Raw genomic sequence first — 18422 nt, 5'->3', positions numbered from 1 at the left:
AGGTCGAGGTTCGAGGAGGAACCGCATGTTTCCAGGTGCCCACGCCGCGACCGCCCCGGACCGGCCAGCCGTGATCATGGCGGGCTCCGGGGATCGGCTCACCTACGGGGAGCTGGAGGAGCGGTCGATCCGCCTGGCGCACTCGCTGCGCGAAGCGGGCCTGCGGCGCGGCGACGTGGTGGCGCTGCTGACCGACAACGCGCTGCCCGCCTTCGAGGTGTACTGGGCCGCCGTGCGGTCCGGCCTCTACGTCACCGCAGTCAACAGCCACCTCACCCCGGCCGAGATCTCCTACATCGTCGGCGATTCCGGAGCCGCGGCGCTGGTCGTGTCCGCCGCGCTCGCCGAGACCGCGTCCGAAGTGGCCGCGACCACGCCGGACGTGCGGGTCCGGTTGGCCTTCGGGGGCGCGGTCGAGGGCTACGGCGATTACGAGGCGGCGCTGGCGAAGTCCGCATCGGTGCCGCCGGCGGACCAGCCGCGCGGCGCGGACATGCTGTACTCGTCGGGAACCACGGGGCGCCCCAAGGGGATCCGGCCCAAACTGCCGGATCGCCAGGTCGGTGAGCAGGGCGACATCCTCACGGTGGTCGCCTCGCAGCTCTACGGGATCGACTCGGATTCGGTGTACCTCTCGCCCGCGCCGATCTACCACGCGGCGCCGCTGCGCTACTGCGCTTCGACGCACGCGCTGGGCGGCACGGTGGTGCTGATGGAGAAGTTCGAGCCGGAGCAGGCGCTGCGGGCGATCGAGCGCTACGGCGCCACGCACAGCCAGTGGGTGCCGACGATGTTCATCCGGATGTTGAAGCTGCCCGAGCAGGTGCGGAACCGGTACGACCTCTCCAGCCACCGGGTCGCGGTGCACGCCGCCGCGCCGTGTCCGGCGGAGGTGAAGCAGGCGATGATCGACTGGTGGGGGCCGGTGCTCTACGAGTACTACTCCTCGACCGAGGGCATCGGCATGACGTTCATCGATTCGCAGCAGTGGCGGCGGAAACCGGGCTCGGTGGGCAAGTCGGTGCTCGGCACGGTGCGGATCTGCGACGACGACGGCGTCGAGCTCCCGGTGGGGCAGGTCGGCACGGTGTACTTCGACCGCGAGGAGCAGGCGTTCGAGTACTGGGGCGACGCGGACAAGACCCGCGCCGCCCGGCATCCGGAGCACCAGAACTGGGCGACGGTCGGGGACGTGGGCTACCTGGACGACGAGGACTTCCTGTTCCTCACCGACCGGAAGGCCTTCATGATCATCTCCGGTGGGGTGAACATCTACCCGCAGGAGATCGAGGACCTGCTCGCGCTGCACCCGCGGATCGCGGACGTGGCGGTCATCGGCGTCCCGGATCCGGAGATGGGCGAGTCGGTGAAGGCGGTGGTGCAGCCCGCGCCCGGCGTCGAGCCCGGCCCCGAACTGGAGCGGGAGCTGCTGGAGTTCGTGCGCGCCCGGATCGCGCACTACAAGGTGCCGCGCAGCGTGGACTTCCTCGACGAGTTGCCGCGCACGCCGACGGGCAAGCTCGTCAAGGGCGTGCTGAAAGCCAGGTACGCGGCCGAATCCGGCTGATCCGGGCTCGTTCGGCGTAACGCCGGACGGCGCCACCTCGTTTACAGTCAGAGTTGACTGCTTATCTCGGTGGGAGGAACGCCATGCGTGACGCGGTGATCGTGGAGGCCGTGCGCACCCCGGTCGGCAAGCGCAACGGGGCGCTGTCCGGAGTGCACCCGGTCGACCTGTCGGCCCAGGTGCTCGACGCGGTCGTGGACCGGACCGGCATCGACCCCGGTGTTGTCGACGACGTCGTGTGGGGCTGCGTCGGCCAAGGGGGCGAGCAGACCTTGGACATCGCCCGCAACGCGGTGCTCGCGGCGGGCTGGCCGGACACGGTGACCGGCGTGACGGTGGACCGCCAGTGCGGGTCCTCGCAGCAGTCGGTGCACTTCGCCGCGGCCGGGCTCGTCGCCGGGCACTACGACGTCGTCGTGGCGGGCGGCATCGAGTCGATGAGCCGGGTGCCGATGGGCAGCACCGTCAACGGCGCCGACCCGTTCGGCACGCGGCTGATGGAGCGGTACGGCGGCACGCCGCCGAACCAGGGCATCGGCGCGGAGATGATCGCGCAGCGCTGGGGCCTCAGCCGCGCCCAGCTCGACGAGTTCAGCATCGGCTCGCACGAGAAGGCCGCCGCCGCGCAGGACGCCGGTGCCTTCGACGCGCAGATCGCGCCGATCACGCTGCCCGACGGCACCGTCGTCGACAAGGACGAGGGCATCCGCCGCGGCGGCACGGTGGACAAGCTCGGCGCGCTCAAGCCCGCGTTCCGCGAGGACGGCGTGATCACCGCCGCGAACAGCTCGCAGATCAGCGACGGCTCGGCGGCGCTGCTGATGATGACCGGGGAGAAGGCCGCGCAGCTCGGCCTGCGCCCGCTGGCGCGCGTGCACACCGCCGTGCTCGCCGGGGACGACCCGGTGATCATGCTGACCGCGCCGATCCCCGCGACGAAGAAGGCGTTGCGCCGCAGCGGGTTGTCGGTGGACCGCATCGGCGCGTTCGAGGTGAACGAGGCGTTCGCTCCCGTGCCGCTGGCCTGGCTCACCGAGATCGGCGCCGACGTGAAGACGCTCAACCCGCTGGGCGGGGCCATCGCCCTGGGCCACCCGCTCGGCGCGAGCGGCGCGCGCATCATGACCACCCTCGTGCACCACATGCGCGACGGCGGTGCGGAATTCGGACTGCAGACCATGTGCGAAGGCGGCGGCCAGGCCAACGCGACGATCTTGGAACGGCTCTGATCCGCCCGGACGGACGGTGAGAACGAGCCCCGCCGGAGCGTTCCGGGGTGGGCTGTCGGCTTGTGGAGGAAGGTGACCGCGGATGGTGGAATCGACACGGGCGGACTCCGGCTCGATCGAGGAATTCTCCAGGCGCGCCGGGGAATTCCTGGAGTCGGCGATCCCGGCGAGGTGGTCGGAGCTGGAACCGGCCGAGCTGATCCCGGTCGCGCGGGAATTCCAGGCCGCGCTCTACGACGCCGGATTCGCCGGCATCACCTGGCCCGCCGACTGCGGCGGCCGAGGCGGAACGGCCGCGCAGGAGCAGGCGTTCCGGGAGCAGGCCTCCACGCGCGACCTGCCGACCGGGCCGTTCGTGATCGGCCTCGGCATGTGCGGGCCGACGCTGGTCGACCTCGGCACCGACCGGCAGCGGGAGCGCTACGTCCGCCCGCTGCTGCGCGGCGAGGAGATCTGGTGCCAGCTGTTCTCCGAACCCGACGCCGGATCGGACGTGGCGAGCCTGCGGACGAAGGCCGTCCGCGACGGCGAGGACTGGGTCGTCACCGGCCAGAAGGTGTGGACGTCCGGTGCGCGCCACGCCGACTTCGGCGCGCTGCTGGCCCGCACCGACCCGGACGTGCCCAAGCACGCGGGGCTGACGATGTTCATCGTGGACATGCGCGCGCCGGGCGTCGCGGTGCGGCCGTTGCGGGACATGACCGGCAGGAGCCCGTTCAACGAGGTGCACTTCGACCAGGTGCGGCTGCCCGCGGACGCCGTGCTCGGCGAGGTCGGCGACGGCTGGCGCGCGGCGGTGACGATGCTCGGCCACGAGCGGGTCTCGCTGGGCGGCGCCACCCGGCGCCGCGACGAGCCGCTGAGCGCGGCCAACCTGGCTCGGCTCGCGCGCGCGAACGGCACCGCGACCGACCCGCAGGTGCGCGCCGAACTCGCCGGGCTCCACGCGGCGGAACGGGCGTTGGAGCTGTTCAGCGTCCGGCTGCGCCAGGAAGCGGAGTCCGGGACGCCTCCGGGCGCGCGCGGCTCGGTGGGCAAGCTCGGCGGCGCCATGCTGCTGTGGCAGGCCCTGCACGCCGCCGGGGAGATCGCCGGAACCGACGCGGTGGCCTGGGAACCCGGCGACGAGGCGGCGGAAGAGCTGGCGGTGGCGATCAACGCGGTGCCCGCCTCCAGCATCGCGGGCGGCACGAACAACGTGCAGCGCAACATCATCGGCGAGCGGATCCTCGGCCTGCCCAAGGAACCCCAGGTCGATCGGGACGTGCCGTTCCGCGAACTCCGCGTCGGCACGCAACGCGAAACCACCTGAACCGGCAGCGGGGAGTGCGCACATGCGATTGGTGTTGACCGGACAGCAGGAGGACCTGCGCACGGCGGTGCGCGACTTCCTCGCCGACCAGGCCGGACCCGCGCGGGTCCGGGAGGTGCTGGAGACCGCCGACGGGTTCGACCGGGAGCTGTGGCGCCGGGCGGGGTCGGAGCTCGGGGTGCTCGGGCTCGTCGTCGCCGAGGAGCACGGCGGAGCGGGAGCGGGACACGTCGAGCGGTCCGTCGTGGCCGAGGAGCTCGGCGCCACCTTGGTGCCGTCCCCGTTCCTCGCCTCGGCGGTGCTGGCGGTCGACGTGCTCAACGCCGTCGACGACATCGGGATGCGGGAGCGGTACCTGCCACCGCTGGCGGCGGGGGAGCTCATCGGCACCGTCGCGCACGGCGCGGAGGCGGCCGAACGCGACGGCGGCTGGCGGCTGGACGGCCGGCTGGCGCCGGTGATCTCCGGCGACGTGGCCGATGTGGTGCTGGTGCACGCGTCGACCCCGGACGGCACCGGTTGGTTCGCCCTCGACACGACGGCGTCCGGCGTGCGCCGCACGACGCTGCGCACGCTCGACCCGACCCGGCGGCTCGCCCGGATCGACCTCGCCGGCGCTCGCGCGACGCGGCTGGACGCGGCGGATCCGGACGCGGTGCGGTCCACTGCGGACGACCTGGCCGCGGTGGCGCTGGCCGCCGAGCAGGTGGGCGGGATGCGCCGCGTGCTGGAGATGACCACCGGCTACGCCGAGGTCCGGGTGCAGTTCGGCAGGCGGATCGGCTCCTACCAAGGCGTGAAGCACGCGCTGGCGGACCTCTACGGCTCGTGGGAGCAGGCGGTCTCCGTGCTGCGCCACGCCGCGTGGGCCGCTGACGAGGCCCCGGACGAGCTGCCGGTGGCCGCCGCCGTCGCCCAGGTCTTCTGCGCTCCGGCCGCCTTCCGGGCCGCCGCCGACGGCGTCGTGCTGCACGGCGGCATCGGCTACACCTGGGAGCACGACGCGCACCTGTACTACAAGCGGGCCAAGACCTCGGAGGTCCTGTTCGGCTCGGAACGGGACCGGCGCCTGCGCCTGGCGGACCTGTTGGGCGTGTAGGCCCGGTTCGGGCGAGGAATTCCCGGTGAACGCGTGGATGAGAGGTGCGGGTTGACGTATCGGCAGATCTCCTACGAGGTGCACGAGCAGGTCGCGACGATCACGTTGAACCGGCCGGACCGGCTCAACGCGTTCACCGACGTGATGCGGCGCGAACTGCTCGACGCCTTCGACGCCACCGACGCCGACGACGAGGTGCGCGCGGTGATCCTCACCGGTGCGGGGCGGGCGTTCTGCGCCGGCGCGGACCTCAGCAGCGGTGCGGGCACGTTCGACTACGACTCCCGCGACCCGGAGTCGCGGGCGACGGGGCTGACCGAGGACGGGGTGCCGCGCGACGGCGGCGGCACCTGCTCGCTGCGCATCGCGGCGTCGAAGAAACCGGTGATCGCCGCCGTCGGCGGTGCCGCCGTCGGGGTGGGGGCGACGATGCTGCTGCCCGCCGACATCCGCCTCGCCGGTGAGACCGCGCGGTTCGGGTTCGTGTTCGCCCGCCGCGGACTGGTGCCGGAGGCTGCCTCGACGTGGTTCCTGCCGCGCCTGGTCGGCATCTCCCAGGCGATGGAGTGGGCCGCGACCGGCCGCATCTTCGACGCGGCCGAGGCGAAGTCGGGCGGCTTGGTGTCCCGCGTGGTCCCGGACGCGGACCTGCTCGCCACCGCGCGGGAGATCGCGGCGGAGATCGTGCACAACACCGCTCCGGTCTCGGTCGCGGCGACCAGGCGGCTCATGTGGAGCATGCTCAGCGCGGACAACCCCTTCGAAGCTCACCGCCTCGATTCCCGCGCCATCCACGGCCTCGGCGCAGGCCCGGACGCGGCGGAGGGCGTGTCGTCGTTCCTGGAGAAGCGGCCCGCCGAATTCCCCGGCAAGGTCAGCACCGACTTCCCGGACTTTCTCCCGCCCTGGCCTTGAGCCGTCCGTGCCGAACGACCCTGCGCAGTGGGCCGGAGCCCGATGTGGCCGCGATCTCCGATGCAGCGCCGATGCGCGGCGACAATGCCGTCCTCACGAGGAAGCGGCTCAGCGCCCGCCGGTAGGTGACCTGCGTGCGCGGCCACTGCTCAGCGGCTCCGCCACGGACTGCACGAGACCGGCCTGCGCCCGTGAGCCGAGGTTCGCGGCGGCGGGGATGCGGCGGTTCGGGGGCTGTTTCGCGGGAGGTTCGTGGCGCAGACTGGGGACGATCGTGGTGCCGACCGGTCGACGCGGACCGGGGAGGAGTCGCTGCATGCTGGATCGGGAGCGTCTGCTGGCGGAGTTCACCGGACCCGGCGGGGAGTTCGAACTGGTCCCGCGCGACGTGCGCGGCATCCCGATGCGGATCTACGCCACCGGACCGCAGACCTTGCGCGACGTGCTGCTCAGCACCGCCGTGCACGGCGGTGCCGACTACCTCGTGTTCGGCGAGCAGCGGTGGACGTTCACCGAGCACCTGCGGGTGGCCACCGGCTTGGCGGCGAGCTTGCTGACCGATTTCGGCCTCCGCCAAGGGGATCGGGTCGCGATCGCGATGCGGAACTACCCGGAGTGGGCGCCGATCTTCTGGGCGGTGCAGGCCGCCGGGCTCGTGGCGGTGCCGCTCAACGCGTGGTGGACCGGGCCGGAACTGCGCTTCGCGCTGGAGGATTCCGGGGCGCGGGTGCTGTTCGCGGACGCCGAGCGGGTCGCCCGGCTCGCCCCGGACTTCGGCGAGCTCGACGTTGTGCAGGTCCGCGGCGACAGCCCGCAGGAAGGCGTGCGCTGCTGGGACGAGCTGCTCGCCGAGCTGGGTCCGGACGCGGCGCTGCCGGGCGTGGTGGTGGATCCGGACGACGACGCCACCATCATGTACACCTCCGGCACCACCGGACGTCCGAAGGGCGCGGTGGCCAGCCACCGCAACCACTGCACGAACCTGTGGAACATGGCGTTGGGGCGTCGAGCGCTGCAGGCCGCGGCGGGCGTGGAACCCGACCCGGACGCCCGGCCGTCGGTGCTGCTCACGTTCCCGATCTTCCACATCGCGGGGTTGTCCGGGCTGTGCTCGACGACGCTGGCGGGCGGGAAGCTGGCGACGATGCACCGCTGGGAACCGCGCGAGGCGATCCGCCTGGTGCGCGAGGAGCACGTGAACACCATCGCCGGAGTGCCCACGGTGCTGCGCGAACTCGTGCGCCACGCCGAGGGCGATCTGTCCACCGTGGAGGCGGTGAACATGGGCGGCGCGCCGATCCCGCCGGACCTGGTCGGGCTGGTGCACACCTCGTTCACCGCGAACGTCGCGCCCGGCAACGGTTACGGGCTCACCGAGACGACGTCCGCGGTCGTGAGCAACAACGGCCCCGAGTGCGTCGCCCACCCCGACAGCGTGGGCCGTTGCGTGCCCGGCGCGGACCTGCGGGTGGTCGACCCCGCCACGGCCGAGGACGTGCCCGCCGGGGAGATCGGTGAGCTGTGGTTCCGCGGCCCCAACGTCGTGCGCGGCTACTGGAACGACCCGAAGGCCACGGCGGAGGCGTTCGTCGACGGCTGGTTCCGCACCGGCGACCTCGGCTACGTCACCGACGGGCTGGTGCGGGTGGTGGACCGGCTCAAGGACATCGTGATCCGCGGCGGCGAGAACGTCTACTGCGCCGAAGTGGAGGCCGCGCTGTTCGAGCACCCGGAGGTGGCCGACGCGGCCGTGGTCGGCGTGCCGCACCCGGACCTGGGCGAGCAGGTCGCCGCGATCGTGCAGGTCCACGACGGCGCCGAGCTCGACCCCGACGAGCTGCGCCACCACGTCGCGGAACGGCTGGCGGCGTTCAAGGTCCCGGACCAGGTCTCGCTGCGCACCGAAGCGATTCCCCGCACCAGCACCGGAAAGGTCCTCAAGCGAGACCTGCGCCGGGAACTGACGAGCTGAGGCTCCCGTTGTGCGAACGTGGCCGGGCGGCGGAACCTCACCGGCCTGCTCGCCGCGGGAGCGATTTCCCGTGTCCGACGCGCGGGGAAACCGCCGTCCTCGCGAGGGGCCGCTGAGAACCCGCCGGTGGCCGGGCCGCACCGGTGGTCGCTGCTCAGCGGCTTCGCCGCCGACGAGACGGCGACACCGGAGACCGGCGCACGCGGAACCGAACAAGAGCCGAGGTGCGTCCTGGGCGCTGACCGGATCAAGCGGTGAGGTGCTCCCACAGTTCGTCCTCCCCGGCGGCGAGGGCGGTGCGGCCGAGCCAGGCGGACCACTCGCGTTCCGCGCCGTGCTCGTCGCGCCAGGCCCACAGCTTGCGGGTGACGTGGTGCAGCGAGTGCTCCCGAGTCACGCCCATCGCGCCGTGCAGCTGGTGCGCGTCGCGCGCGATCGAGGTCGCCGCCCGCGCCGCGCGGATCTTCGCCGTGGCGGTCGCGGGCCGTGCGCGCGCCGGATCCTCGGTGTGCGCGGTGCAGGCGCGGTCCAGCGCTGCCCGGGTCGACACGAGCTCGGCGCGCATCCGGGCGAGCGAGTTCGCGACCGCTTTCAGCGCGATCAGCGGACGTCCGAACTGCTCGCGCCGCGTCACGTGGAGCCGGGTGATCTCGTGCGCCCCGCGCGCAGCCCCGGTGATCGCGGCGGCGTTGAGCAGCGCGGCGCGGTCCACCGCCGCCGAACGGGCGGGTGCGTCCGGCAGCGGCGTGCGGGCGCCGGCGCCCACCGCGACGGTGTCCCGCGGTTCCGCGGCGAGGTTCGTGCCGGGGAAGACGCGTGCGGTGGCCATGTCTGCCAGGTACGCCGGTCCGGTGCGCGGCCACACCACCAGGTTCCGCGCGTGCCGCGCCCAGCCGGTCCCGCGCGGCACGCCGGTGTCGTCCTCCCACGCGGGCAGCACCAGTCCCGGCAGGTCCGCGCGTCCGGCGGCGGCCAACGCCCAGCGGGCGAGCGCCGCTTCCGCCAGCGGCGCGCTCAGCCCGTGCTCGGCCACCGCCCCGACCAGCGCCAGCAGGTCCGCGACGGAGCCGCCCGCGCCGCCGGAGCCCTCCGGGATCGACACCAGCGGCCACTCCAGCTCGGCCATCGTGGTCCACACCTCGGGCAGCCGATCATCGGCGTCCTGCGGGGTGGCTGAGCCGAGCACGTCGGCGGCGACCTCCGCGAGCAGTGCGTCGTTCACAGCGCCTCCTGCTTGGCGAGGATGGACAGCAGCACCTCGGAGGAGCCGCCGCGGATGCTGAACCCCGGCGCGGCGAGGATCGCCTCGCCCAGCGGGTCGTCCGGCGCGAGCACACCGGGAACCGCCGCTCCGCGGGCGAATTCGAGCACGTCGCGTTCGAACTCGGTGCCCAGGTACTTGAGCGTCGCGGCCTCCCGGATCGGCGCGGTGCCGGTGTCGAGCGCCTCGGCGACCCGGACGCACATCGCCCGCAGCGCGCCCAGGCGGGCGACCAGCTCGCCGAGCTCCACCAGCAGGCCCTCGTCGAGCTCGGTCCTCGCGTCGAGCAGCTCGGCGAGCACCGGATACGTCGAGAGCACCCGTTCCGGTCCGCCGCGTTCGTGGGCGAGCTGCTCGGTTACCTGCCGCCAGCCCCGGCCTTCCACTCCGATGACGCGGCCCGCGGGGACGAACACGTCCTCGAACACCACCTCGTTGAAGTGGTGCGAGGCCGCCATGTCCACGATCGGCGTGACGGTGATGCCCGGCGAGTCCGCGTCCACCAGGAACTCGGTGAGCCCCTCGTGCTTGCGCTCGGTGCGCTCCGTGCGGGCGAGGAGGTAGCAGTGCGTGGCGCGGTGGGCGTGGCTCGTCCAGATCTTGCGGCCGTCGACGCGCCAGCCGCCCGCGGTGCGCCGGGCGGTGGTGCGCACGGCGGCGAGGTCGGAGCCCGCATCGGGTTCGCTCATGCCCAGGCAGAGCACGTGATCACCGGAGGCGATGCCCGGCAGGACCTCCCGCTGCAACTCGGGCGTCCCGTGCCGCAGGATCGACGGGCCGATCTGGCGATCGCCGATCCAGTGCGCCGCGACCGGGGCCCCGGCCCGCAGCAGCTCCTCGGTGACCACCAGCCGGTCCGCGTTGGACCGTTCGGCGCCGCCGACGCGGCGCGGCCAGGTCATGCCGATCCAGCCGTGCCGGGCCAATTCGCGGGAGAAGTCCTGGTCGAACGAGCGCAGCCACGCGTCCGGCCGCGGTCGATAACGTCCCTCGTCCCGCCACCCGCGGCACAGGTCGCGCACCCGATGGCGCAGTTCGGTGCGTTCGGTCATGCCACCCGCTCCTCGTCCGAGCCGAGTTCCTCGGCCCTGCTCAGCGCCGCGGTCCGCGTCTCGGGCATCGCCAGGTACACGACGAGCGAGAACAGCGCGCATCCCGAGACGTAGAAGAAGAAATAGTGCTCGTGGCCCGCGTCGCGGAACGCCAGCGCGATGTACTCGGCGGTGCCGCCGAAGATCGCCTGCGCCAGCGAGTACGGGATCGCCACGCCCACCGTGCGCACGCTGGTGGGGAACAGCTCCGCCTTCACGCACGCGTTCACCGAGGAGTAGCCGCACACGATGGTCAGCGCGAGCATCGTCAGCGCCAGCGCGACACCGACCGACGGCCAGCGCTGCATCGCGGTGAGGATCGGGTAGGTGCCCAGCGTGGTGCCGACGCCGAAGAAGATCAGCACCGGCCGGCGGCCGATCCGGTCCGACACCGCCCCGCCCACCGGCAGCAGCACGGTGAACAGGCACAGCGCCAGGAACATCACCAGCGTCGCGTCCGATTTGGACAGTCCGACCGAGTTCGCCAGGTACTTCGTCAGGTACGTCGTGTAGGTGTAGAACGCGACGCTGCCGCCGATGGTCAGCGCGAACACCAGCAGCGCGGCCCGCCGGTGCCGCCACACCTCCCGCACCGTCCCGCGCCGCTCGGCGTCGTCGTGCGCCGCCTCCTCGCGGTAGGCGTCGGTCTCGTGCAGGCCGCGGCGCAGGTAGAACACCACGACCGCGGCGACGGCCCCGATGATGAACGGGATCCGCCAGCCCCACGCCGTCAGCTCCGCCTCGGTCAGCGTCGCCTGCACAACCATGAGCACGGCCAGCCCGAGCAGCTGGCCCAGCGTCACCGACACGTACTGGAAGCTGGAGCCGAGGCCGCGGTGCCCGCGCCGGGAGGCCTCCGTGAGGTAGGAGGCGCTGGCCGCGTACTCACCGCCGACGCTGAGGCCCTGCAGCACGCGGGCGACGAGCAGGACCACGGCGCCCAGGTAACCGGCGCGGTCGTGGGTGGGCGCGACGGCGATCATCAACGCGCTCAGCGACATCATGCTCACCGATAACGTGAGCCCGAACTTCCGGCCCCGCCGGTCGGCGACGCGCCCCAGCAGCCACCCGCCCAGCGGGCGGGCGAGGAAGCCGACCGCGAACACCGCAGCCGTGTTCATCAACTGCGCCGTGGCGTCGCCCTCCGGGAAGAACCGCCCGGCGAAGTACAGCGCGAAGCTGGCGTAGACGAACCAGTCGTACCACTCGACCAGGTTGCCGATCGAGCCGCCGATCACCGCGCGCACGTGCGGGCGGCGCTCCTGCGCCGTGCTCATCCGCGGACCTCCGACGTTCTGGTGAGCAGCAGGTCCGCCGCGGTCGCGCCCTCGGCGTGCACGATCAGCGGGTTGATCTCGAACTCGGCGAGGCCGTCGCCCAACGCGGCGGCGGCCTGCGACAGCGCGGCGATCGCCGTCGCCGCGGCCCGCACGTCGGCGGGCGGGCGGCCCCGGAAACCGGTGAGCAGCGGAGCCCCGCGCAACGCGCGCAGCATCCGCTCGGCGCCCGCGACGTCGACCGGCGCGAGCGCGGTGACCACGTCGGCGTAGAGCTCGGCGGTGACGCCGCCGAAGCCCGCGGTGAGCACCGGGGGGTACCCGTCACGGCTGCCTCGCACGCCGACCAGCAGCTCCACGCCCGGTGCAGCGAGTTCCTGCACTAGCACCCCGTCGATCCGGGCGTGCGGCGCCGCGCTCCGGACCGCGCGCAGCAGGCGTTCAGCGGCGGCTCCGGCTTCGGCGGCGGGCACCCCGAGCAGGACCCCGCCCACCTCGGTCTTGTGCGGCACGTCCGGTGACTGGACCTTGAGCACCAGCTCGCCGTGCAGCTCGCGGGCGACGGCCTCGGCTTGAGCGGCACCGGTGGCGAGCCCGCCGCGCGGCCTGGCCACGCCGAGCGCGTCGAGCAACCGCGCACCGGCGGCCTCGGTGAGCGTGCCGGTGGGCAGGTGCCCCGCCGAGCCCGGCGGGGCGGCCGGGGCGACGGTGGGGCAGTCGCGCGGCAGCAGCCGCGACAGCAGGGTGATCGCCGCGCTGCTCGTCGAGACGACGGGAATCCCCTCCCGCCGCAACCGCCCGGCGGGTGCCGCGATCTCGGCGTGCGAGTACTGCCACGCCACCGCGTACGGCTTGGCGCAGCCGCGGGAGGCCCGCAGGATCGACTCGGCGATCTGCTCCGCGGTGCGCCCGCCGAGCGTCGTCAGCAGCACCAGCACGGCGTCCACCGCGTCGTCGGCGGCCACGGCCTCGCAGACCTGGCCGAGCGCGCTCGCGTCGTTGATGACCTGCGCCGTCACGTCCACCGGGTTCACCAGGCTCCCGAACGGCGGGATCAGCGGCGCGAGGACGTCCTGGGTGGACCGATCGAGCTCCGGCAGTCGCAGGCCGGTGGGTTCGGCCTGATCGGCGGCGAGGCCACCGGCTCCACCGGAGCTGGTGACGACCCCGAGCCGCCCGCCAGCCGGACGCGGACCGCCGAGCGCGATCGCCGTGTCGAGCAGCTCGTCGATGTCGTCGACGAGCACCGCCCCGGACCGCTCGGCGACCAGGTCGAACGCCGCGCCGGAGCGGACCAGCGCCCCGGTGTGCGAGGCGACCGCGCGGCGACCCGTCTCCGAACGCCCGGAGCGCAGCACCACCAGGTGCTTGCCGAGCTCGGCGGCCCGGTCGGCCAGCTCGGTCCACTCCGCGCCGTCCGGCAACTGCTCCAGGTAGCAGGCCAGCACCCGGATCGCCGGGTCTTCCAGCAGCAGCGCGGTCGCCTCGGTCGCGGTGAGGTCGGCCTGGTTGCCGACGGAGATCCACGCGGTGAGACCGACACCCCGGTCGGCCGCCATGCCCAGCACGCTGCCGCCGAGCGCCCCGCTCTGGCCGACGTAGGCGATGCCGCCGGTCTCGGCGGGCGGCGCGGAGGGGAGGCCCGCGCCGGAGCTGAACGTCGCGGTCAGCGCGGCGGGCCGGTAGAGCAGGCCCTGGCAGTTGGGGCCGAGCACGCGGATGCCGCAGCGCCGCGCCGTGGCCGCCAGTTCGTCCTGGAGCGCGGCGCCGTCCGGGCCGACCTCGGCGAAACCGGAGGACAGCACGATCGCCAGTCGCGCGCCCGCCCGCGCGGATTCGGCGACGACCTCGGCCACCCGGTCGGCGGGCACCATGATCAGCACCAGGTCGACCGGGCCGGGAATCCGGTCCAGCGCCGGGTAGCAGGGCAGGCCGTGCACCTGCTCGTAGCGCGGGTTCACCGGGTAGACGGCGCCGGTGAACCCGTCGTCGAGGAGGAACCGGGTCAACCTGGCGGCCATGGCCTTGCGCTCGGAGGCGCCGACGACCGCCACCGCGGCGGGGTTCAGCAGCGATTCCACAGCGGATGTCACCGCCCCCGGAAGTCGGGGCGGCGCTTCTCGCGGAACGCGCTCAGCGCTTCAGCGGAGTCCTCGGTGGACTGCACGATCGCCTGGTGCGAGGAGATCAGGTCCAGCGAGGTGCGCAGATCGCACCGCGCCGACTGGTACAGCGCGCGCTTGATCGCCCGGACGGCCACCGGCGGGCCCGCCGCGAGCTTGCGCGCGAACTCGGCGGTCCGGTCGGCCAGCTCGGCGTCCGGGTAGCGGTAGGTGGCGATGCCGAGCTCGACGGCCGTGGCGGAGTCCACGAAATCCCCCGTCCACAGCAACTCCAGCGCCTTCGCCGTACCCACCAGCCGGGGCAGGAAGTAGCAGCCGCCGTCGCCCGGCACCAGGCCCACCCGCACGTAGCCCTCGGAGAAGCGCGCGGACTCCGAGATCAGCCGGATGTCGCACATCAGCGCCATGTCCATGCCCGCGCCCACCGCGACGCCGTTGACCGATGCGAGCACCGGCTTGTCCATGTCCTCCAGCGCGAGCGCCACCTGGTGTACGCGCTCGGTGAGCACGGTCTTGTTCTGCAGCACGGATTTCCGCTCGCCGGTGAAGTCGTCGAGGTCGACCCCGGAGCAGAACGCGTCCCCGGCGCCGGTCACCACCAGCACCCGCACGTCCGGGTCGGCGTGGGCCTGGCGGACCGCCTGCGCCCACTGGTCGACCATCTCCAAGGTGAACGCGTTCTTGCGCTCCGGGCGGTTGAGCAGGATCGTGCCCACGCCCTCGGAGACTCGGTATTCCAGGTCCGCCATGCCGCCGCCTTCCGCCGCCACCCCGTTGCGCAGACGGAGTGAACCACGTCACGATCGACGAAGTCCATGCAAAATTGAATACAATCCACCGGAACGACCAGTCCTCGCCCGAGCCCGCCGGACCTGCTTCGAGTGCTCTCCCGCCAGCTCTCGACCAGCTCCGCGCACCCGAGAAACCCGCTCGAGATCTTCGTGGATTCGCGCGCACCGACCTCTGGGGAGAGCCCGAAACCGGCCTGCGAAACCGGGGGTGCGGCCGGTGGTCGTGGTTCGGCGGCGTGTCGAGTTCGCGCGAAACCGCGCGGGGTCCAGGTGTGGCGTGGTTCGCGGCGGCCGGTCAGGTGGTCGGGGCGGGAGCGGGGGAGAGGGAGGGGGCGAGGGTGTCGCGGGTGGCGTCGCGGTGGGCGTTCATGAGTTCCACCGCGCGTTCGGTGCTGCCCCGCCGCAGGGCGGTGATCAGCTGCCGGTGTTCGCGGACGATGCGCCGCCGGGACGCCTCGTCGTAGAGGTAGACGGTCCGGTACACCTCGGTGCGCTGCCACACCCGCTCGATCTCGTCCACGACCAGGTTCAGCCCGGAATGGCGGAACACCGCGAAGTGGAACTCGTGGTTGAGCTCCAGCATCAGCGCCACGTCCGGAGCCGCGGCGGCCTCCGCGATCCGCTCGTTGAGGGCGGTGAGCTCGGCGAGCTGGCCGGTGGTCAGGCGCGGAATCTCGCGCAGCACCACCGTTTCCAGCGCCGCCCGCATCAGGTAGGCCTGGCGCAGCTCATCCGCGGACAACCGCGCCACCGTGTAGCCGACGTTCGGCCGGTGGTGCAGCACGCCCTCGCCCTCCAGCGCCTTCAACGCCTCCCGCACCGGCACCCGGCTCACCCCGAGGCGCTCGGCCAGAGCCTCTTGGCGAAGCGACTGGCCGGGCAGGATCTCCTGGCTGCGCAGCATCGTCCGGATCTGGTCGATGGCGCGGCGCACCGAACTGGGCTTGCCGCCCGCTGCCGCGGCGACGGCCGGAGTGCCGATGCGTTCCGATGTCCCCATGCGCCCCGTCGTCCCCGGCTAGTCCGTCGTGTCGGCTGGTGCCCGCGGCAGGCGGTGCGATCGCGAGATCCGCCGCACCGCCAGGAGATCCGGTGCGCCCGCCGTGCTGATCCATCGTACGGGTGCGCGGGGCGCTGCGGCGGCGGGCGCGTCAGTCGGCCATCTTCGGCAGGTTCGTGACGGGCGGGACGTCGCGGTCGACCTTGCCCACGCCGGCGGCGCCGCCCGGGGAACCGAGCTCGGTGAAGAATTCGGCGTTGGCCTGGGTGTAGGCCTGGTACTCGTCGGGCACGTCGTCCTCGTAGTAGATCGCCTCCACCGGGCACACCGGTTCGCAGGCCCCGCAGTCGATGCACTCGTCGGGGTGGATGTAGAGCATCCGGCCGCCTTCGTAGATGCAGTCGACCGGGCACTCGTCGATGCAGGACCGGTCGAGCACGTCCACGCACGGTTCGGTGATCACGTAGGTCACATCGCCTCCTGCCGAGCGGTTGCGCCCCCCGGCCTCCCCACCGCGGAGCGACTTGAAACTCCGGCTACGACGCGTCGAGGTCGTCGACCGCTGAACTGATCGCGCGGTGGAAGGTCGGGTAGGCGTAGATCATCCGGCGCAGCGTGGCGAGCGGGACCTCGGCGTGCACCGCGACGGCCAGCGCGCCCAGGACCTCGCCGCCGCCGGGGGCGACCGCGGTGGCGCCGACGAGCACGTCGCGGTCGGCGTCGGCCACCACCTTGATCAGCCCGTCGTTGCCCGCCTTGTGGATCCAGCCGCGCACCGCGGACGGGATCTCGGCGCTGCCGGTGCGCACCCGCAGGCCGCGGTCGGTGGCGGCCTTCTCGGTGAGCCCGACCATGCCGACCTCGGGATCGGTGAACGTGACCGAGGGGACCGCGCGGTAGTCGGCGGCGGGGCCCCGCTCGCCGAGGATGTCGGCCGCCGCGATGGGTGCCTGGTACACCGACGTGTGGGTGAACGCGCCGTGGCCGGTGACGTCGCCGATCGCCCACACCCCGTCGGCGGCGCGCAGCCGCTCGTCCACCGGGATCGTGCGGGCGGCTTCGTCGAGCCCGACGGCGCCCACGCCCAGCGCGGCGAGGTCGGTCCGCCTGCCGGTGGCCACCAGCAGCCGTTCCACCTCGACGGGGTCGCCCTGGTCGAATTCGACGCGGAACCGGCCGCCGGAGTGCGCGACCCGCCGCACGCCGGCTCCGACGCGCACGTCGACGCCCTCGGCGCGCAGCACCCGCTCCAGGGCCTCCGACACCTCGGGTTCGGCGGGGCCGAGGATCCGGTCACCGGTCTCGACGACGGTGACGGCGCTGCCGAAGCGGGCGAAGACCTGGGTGAACTCCAATCCCACCGGGCCTGCGCCGAGCACCAGCAGCGATTCCGGAGCCGTCCGCGCGGCGACCGCGCCCCGGTTCGTCCAGTACGGGGTGTCGGCGAGCCCGTCGATCGGCGGCACCGTGGGTTCGGTGCCCGGGTTGAGCACGATCGCCTTGCGCGCGTGGAAGGTCCGCGGCCCGGAGTCCGTCGTGACCGTCACCTCGCCGGGGGCGGTGATGCGGCCCCGTCCGCGGACCAGCCGCCCGCCGGTGCGCTCGAACCGCTCCACGGCGGCGGTGTCGTCCCAGCCGGTGGTGGCCTCGTCGCGGATCCGGTCGGCGACCGGCGTGAAGTCGGGCCGCACCGTGGCGGAACCGGCCAGTTCCGGGACGCGCCGGGCCTCGCCGAGCGCGTCCGCGGCGCGCACCATCATCTTCGTCGGAATGCACGCGTAGTACGGGCATTCCCCGCCGACCAGGCGGGACTCCACGGCCACGACGTCGAGCCCGGCCGTGGCGAGGCGCCCCGCGACGTCCTCCCCGCCCGGGCCCATGCCGATCACGACCGCGTCGACTTCTTCGGTTGCCATCCGGTGCTCCTGTTCGCCGCGTCCCTCCCGGAACCGCGTCCGGGACACCTCTCGCACCACCAGCGCACCACTGCTGCGCCGCTGCCGCACACGCATCGTCCCTGGCCTGCGGCTCCGCGTGGAAGTGACTACAACGGAAGGCATGGCCGACACCGATACCTCCGAACTCGCCCCGGGACAAAGCGTGGCGCGGGACAACGGTGAGCGGATGGGCCGCTCCCGCGCGGGACACCTGGTCTTCCTGCGCCGCAGGGTGGCCGAACCCGGCTTCGTCGTCGCCATCGACGCCCCGCGGGGCGCCGAGGGGGCCGACGGGGTGCTCACCGCGGTCTGGGCGCACGCGAACGAGGCGTTCGACCGCCTGATGCGGGAATCCTGACCCGCGCACGCGACCCGGCCGAGCTCGAAGGCCGCTCGGCCCGACCCGGAAGGAGAAGCTCATGATGGCGCGCGAGATCATGCACGCGGGAGCCCGCTGCGTGGGTGAGGACGAGAACCTGCAGGTGGCCGCCGGGATGATGCGGGACCTGGGAGTGGGGTCGCTGCCCATCTGCGGCCGGGACGACCGGTTGCGCGGCATGCTCACCGATCGGGACATCGTGCTGCACTGCTGCGCGGAGGGACGGGACCCGGCGCAGGTGACCGCGGGCGAGCTCGCGGCAGGCACCCCGCACTGGGTCTCCGCCGATGCCGAGACCACCGAGGTGCTCACGATGATGGAGACCCACCAGATCCGGCGGGTGCCGGTGATCGACCGGCATCGGCTCGTGGGCATCATCAGCGAAGCCGACCTCGCCAGGAACATCACCGACGACCAGCTGGCCCACTTCGTCGAAAGCGTCTACGCGCTGCGGTGACCTCGTGAGAGG

General features: G+C 73.0%; 16 protein-coding genes. 8 read left to right on the top strand and 8 right to left on the bottom strand.

What is annotated here, in order from left to right:
* Positions 1-25: 25 nt before the first annotated feature.
* The 6 genes from OOZ19_RS08845 (at position 26) to OOZ19_RS08820 (ending at position 8094) form a co-directional block, all read left to right on the top strand.
* Positions 26-1567, top strand: a complete 1542-nt coding sequence (locus OOZ19_RS08845) for an acyl-CoA synthetase (protein WP_266089551.1) — start codon at positions 26-28, stop codon at positions 1565-1567.
* 83 nt (positions 1568-1650) lie between these two features.
* Positions 1651-2796, top strand: a complete 1146-nt coding sequence (locus tag OOZ19_RS08840) for a thiolase family protein (protein ID WP_266089550.1) — start codon at positions 1651-1653, stop codon at positions 2794-2796.
* A gap of 82 nt (positions 2797-2878) precedes the next feature.
* Positions 2879-4108, top strand: coding sequence for an acyl-CoA dehydrogenase family protein (locus tag OOZ19_RS08835; RefSeq protein ID WP_266089549.1), 1230 nt, complete (start codon positions 2879-2881; stop codon positions 4106-4108).
* Positions 4109-4130: 22 nt separating this feature from the next.
* The gene (locus OOZ19_RS08830; protein ID WP_266089548.1) at positions 4131-5207 is read left to right on the top strand and encodes an acyl-CoA dehydrogenase family protein; all 1077 of its coding nucleotides are present in this window, start codon (positions 4131-4133) and stop codon (positions 5205-5207) included.
* Between the two features lie 51 nt (positions 5208-5258).
* A complete protein-coding gene (locus tag OOZ19_RS08825) occupies positions 5259-6122 on the top strand; it encodes an enoyl-CoA hydratase-related protein (protein ID WP_266089547.1) in 864 nt (287 codons plus the stop codon).
* A 316-nt stretch (positions 6123-6438) separates the two neighbouring features.
* Positions 6439-8094 carry a class I adenylate-forming enzyme family protein gene (locus OOZ19_RS08820; protein ID WP_266089546.1) on the top strand — a complete coding sequence of 552 codons (1656 nt, stop codon included), beginning with the start codon at positions 6439-6441 and terminating at the stop codon, positions 8092-8094.
* Positions 8095-8341: 247 nt separating this feature from the next.
* Here the strand turns inward: OOZ19_RS08820 and OOZ19_RS08815 are convergent, their stop codons facing one another.
* The 8 genes from OOZ19_RS08815 to OOZ19_RS08780 all read right to left on the bottom strand — a co-directional run bounded on the left by OOZ19_RS08815 (position 8342) and on the right by OOZ19_RS08780 (position 17553).
* Entirely contained in the window at positions 8342-9316 is a 975-nt protein-coding gene (locus tag OOZ19_RS08815; protein ID WP_266089545.1) for an acyl-CoA dehydrogenase family protein, read from the bottom strand.
* A complete protein-coding gene (locus tag OOZ19_RS08810; RefSeq protein WP_266089544.1) occupies positions 9313-10407 on the bottom strand; it encodes an acyl-CoA dehydrogenase family protein in 1095 nt (364 codons plus the stop codon). The genes OOZ19_RS08815 and OOZ19_RS08810 overlap by 4 nt, the downstream gene beginning before the upstream one ends.
* Positions 10404-11723, bottom strand: a complete 1320-nt coding sequence (locus OOZ19_RS08805; protein ID WP_266089543.1) for an MFS transporter — start codon at positions 11721-11723, stop codon at positions 10404-10406. Before OOZ19_RS08805 ends, OOZ19_RS08810 begins: the two co-directional genes overlap by 4 nt.
* Entirely contained in the window at positions 11720-13804 is a 2085-nt protein-coding gene (locus OOZ19_RS08800) for an acetate--CoA ligase family protein (protein WP_266089542.1), read from the bottom strand. The genes OOZ19_RS08805 and OOZ19_RS08800 overlap by 4 nt, the downstream gene beginning before the upstream one ends.
* Before the next feature lie 8 nt (positions 13805-13812).
* Positions 13813-14595 carry an enoyl-CoA hydratase/isomerase family protein gene (locus tag OOZ19_RS08795; protein WP_266089541.1) on the bottom strand — a complete coding sequence of 261 codons (783 nt, stop codon included), beginning with the start codon at positions 14593-14595 and terminating at the stop codon, positions 13813-13815.
* A gap of 337 nt (positions 14596-14932) precedes the next feature.
* Positions 14933-15637 carry a GntR family transcriptional regulator gene (locus OOZ19_RS08790; protein ID WP_266089540.1) on the bottom strand — a complete coding sequence of 235 codons (705 nt, stop codon included), beginning with the start codon at positions 15635-15637 and terminating at the stop codon, positions 14933-14935.
* 151 nt (positions 15638-15788) lie between these two features.
* On the bottom strand, positions 15789-16109 hold the full coding sequence (fdxA, locus tag OOZ19_RS08785) for a ferredoxin (protein ID WP_266089539.1): 321 nt from the start codon (positions 16107-16109) through the stop codon (positions 15789-15791).
* A gap of 64 nt (positions 16110-16173) precedes the next feature.
* Positions 16174-17553, bottom strand: a complete 1380-nt coding sequence (locus OOZ19_RS08780; protein ID WP_266089538.1) for a dihydrolipoyl dehydrogenase family protein — start codon at positions 17551-17553, stop codon at positions 16174-16176.
* A gap of 142 nt (positions 17554-17695) precedes the next feature.
* Between OOZ19_RS08780 and OOZ19_RS08775 the strand changes: the two genes are divergently transcribed.
* Entirely contained in the window at positions 17696-17932 is a 237-nt protein-coding gene (locus OOZ19_RS08775; protein ID WP_266089537.1) for a hypothetical protein, read from the top strand.
* A gap of 61 nt (positions 17933-17993) precedes the next feature.
* A complete protein-coding gene (locus OOZ19_RS08770) occupies positions 17994-18410 on the top strand; it encodes a CBS domain-containing protein (RefSeq protein WP_266089536.1) in 417 nt (138 codons plus the stop codon).
* The last annotated feature ends 12 nt before the right edge of the window (positions 18411-18422 follow it).

Origin of the sequence: Saccharopolyspora sp. NFXS83 (assembly GCF_026241095.1) — a bacterium.
Taxonomy (GTDB): Bacteria; Actinomycetota; Actinomycetes; order Mycobacteriales; family Pseudonocardiaceae; genus Saccharopolyspora_C.
The sequence above is the reverse complement of the archived record's forward strand: the minus strand, read 5'-3'. Positions and strand labels throughout refer to the sequence as shown.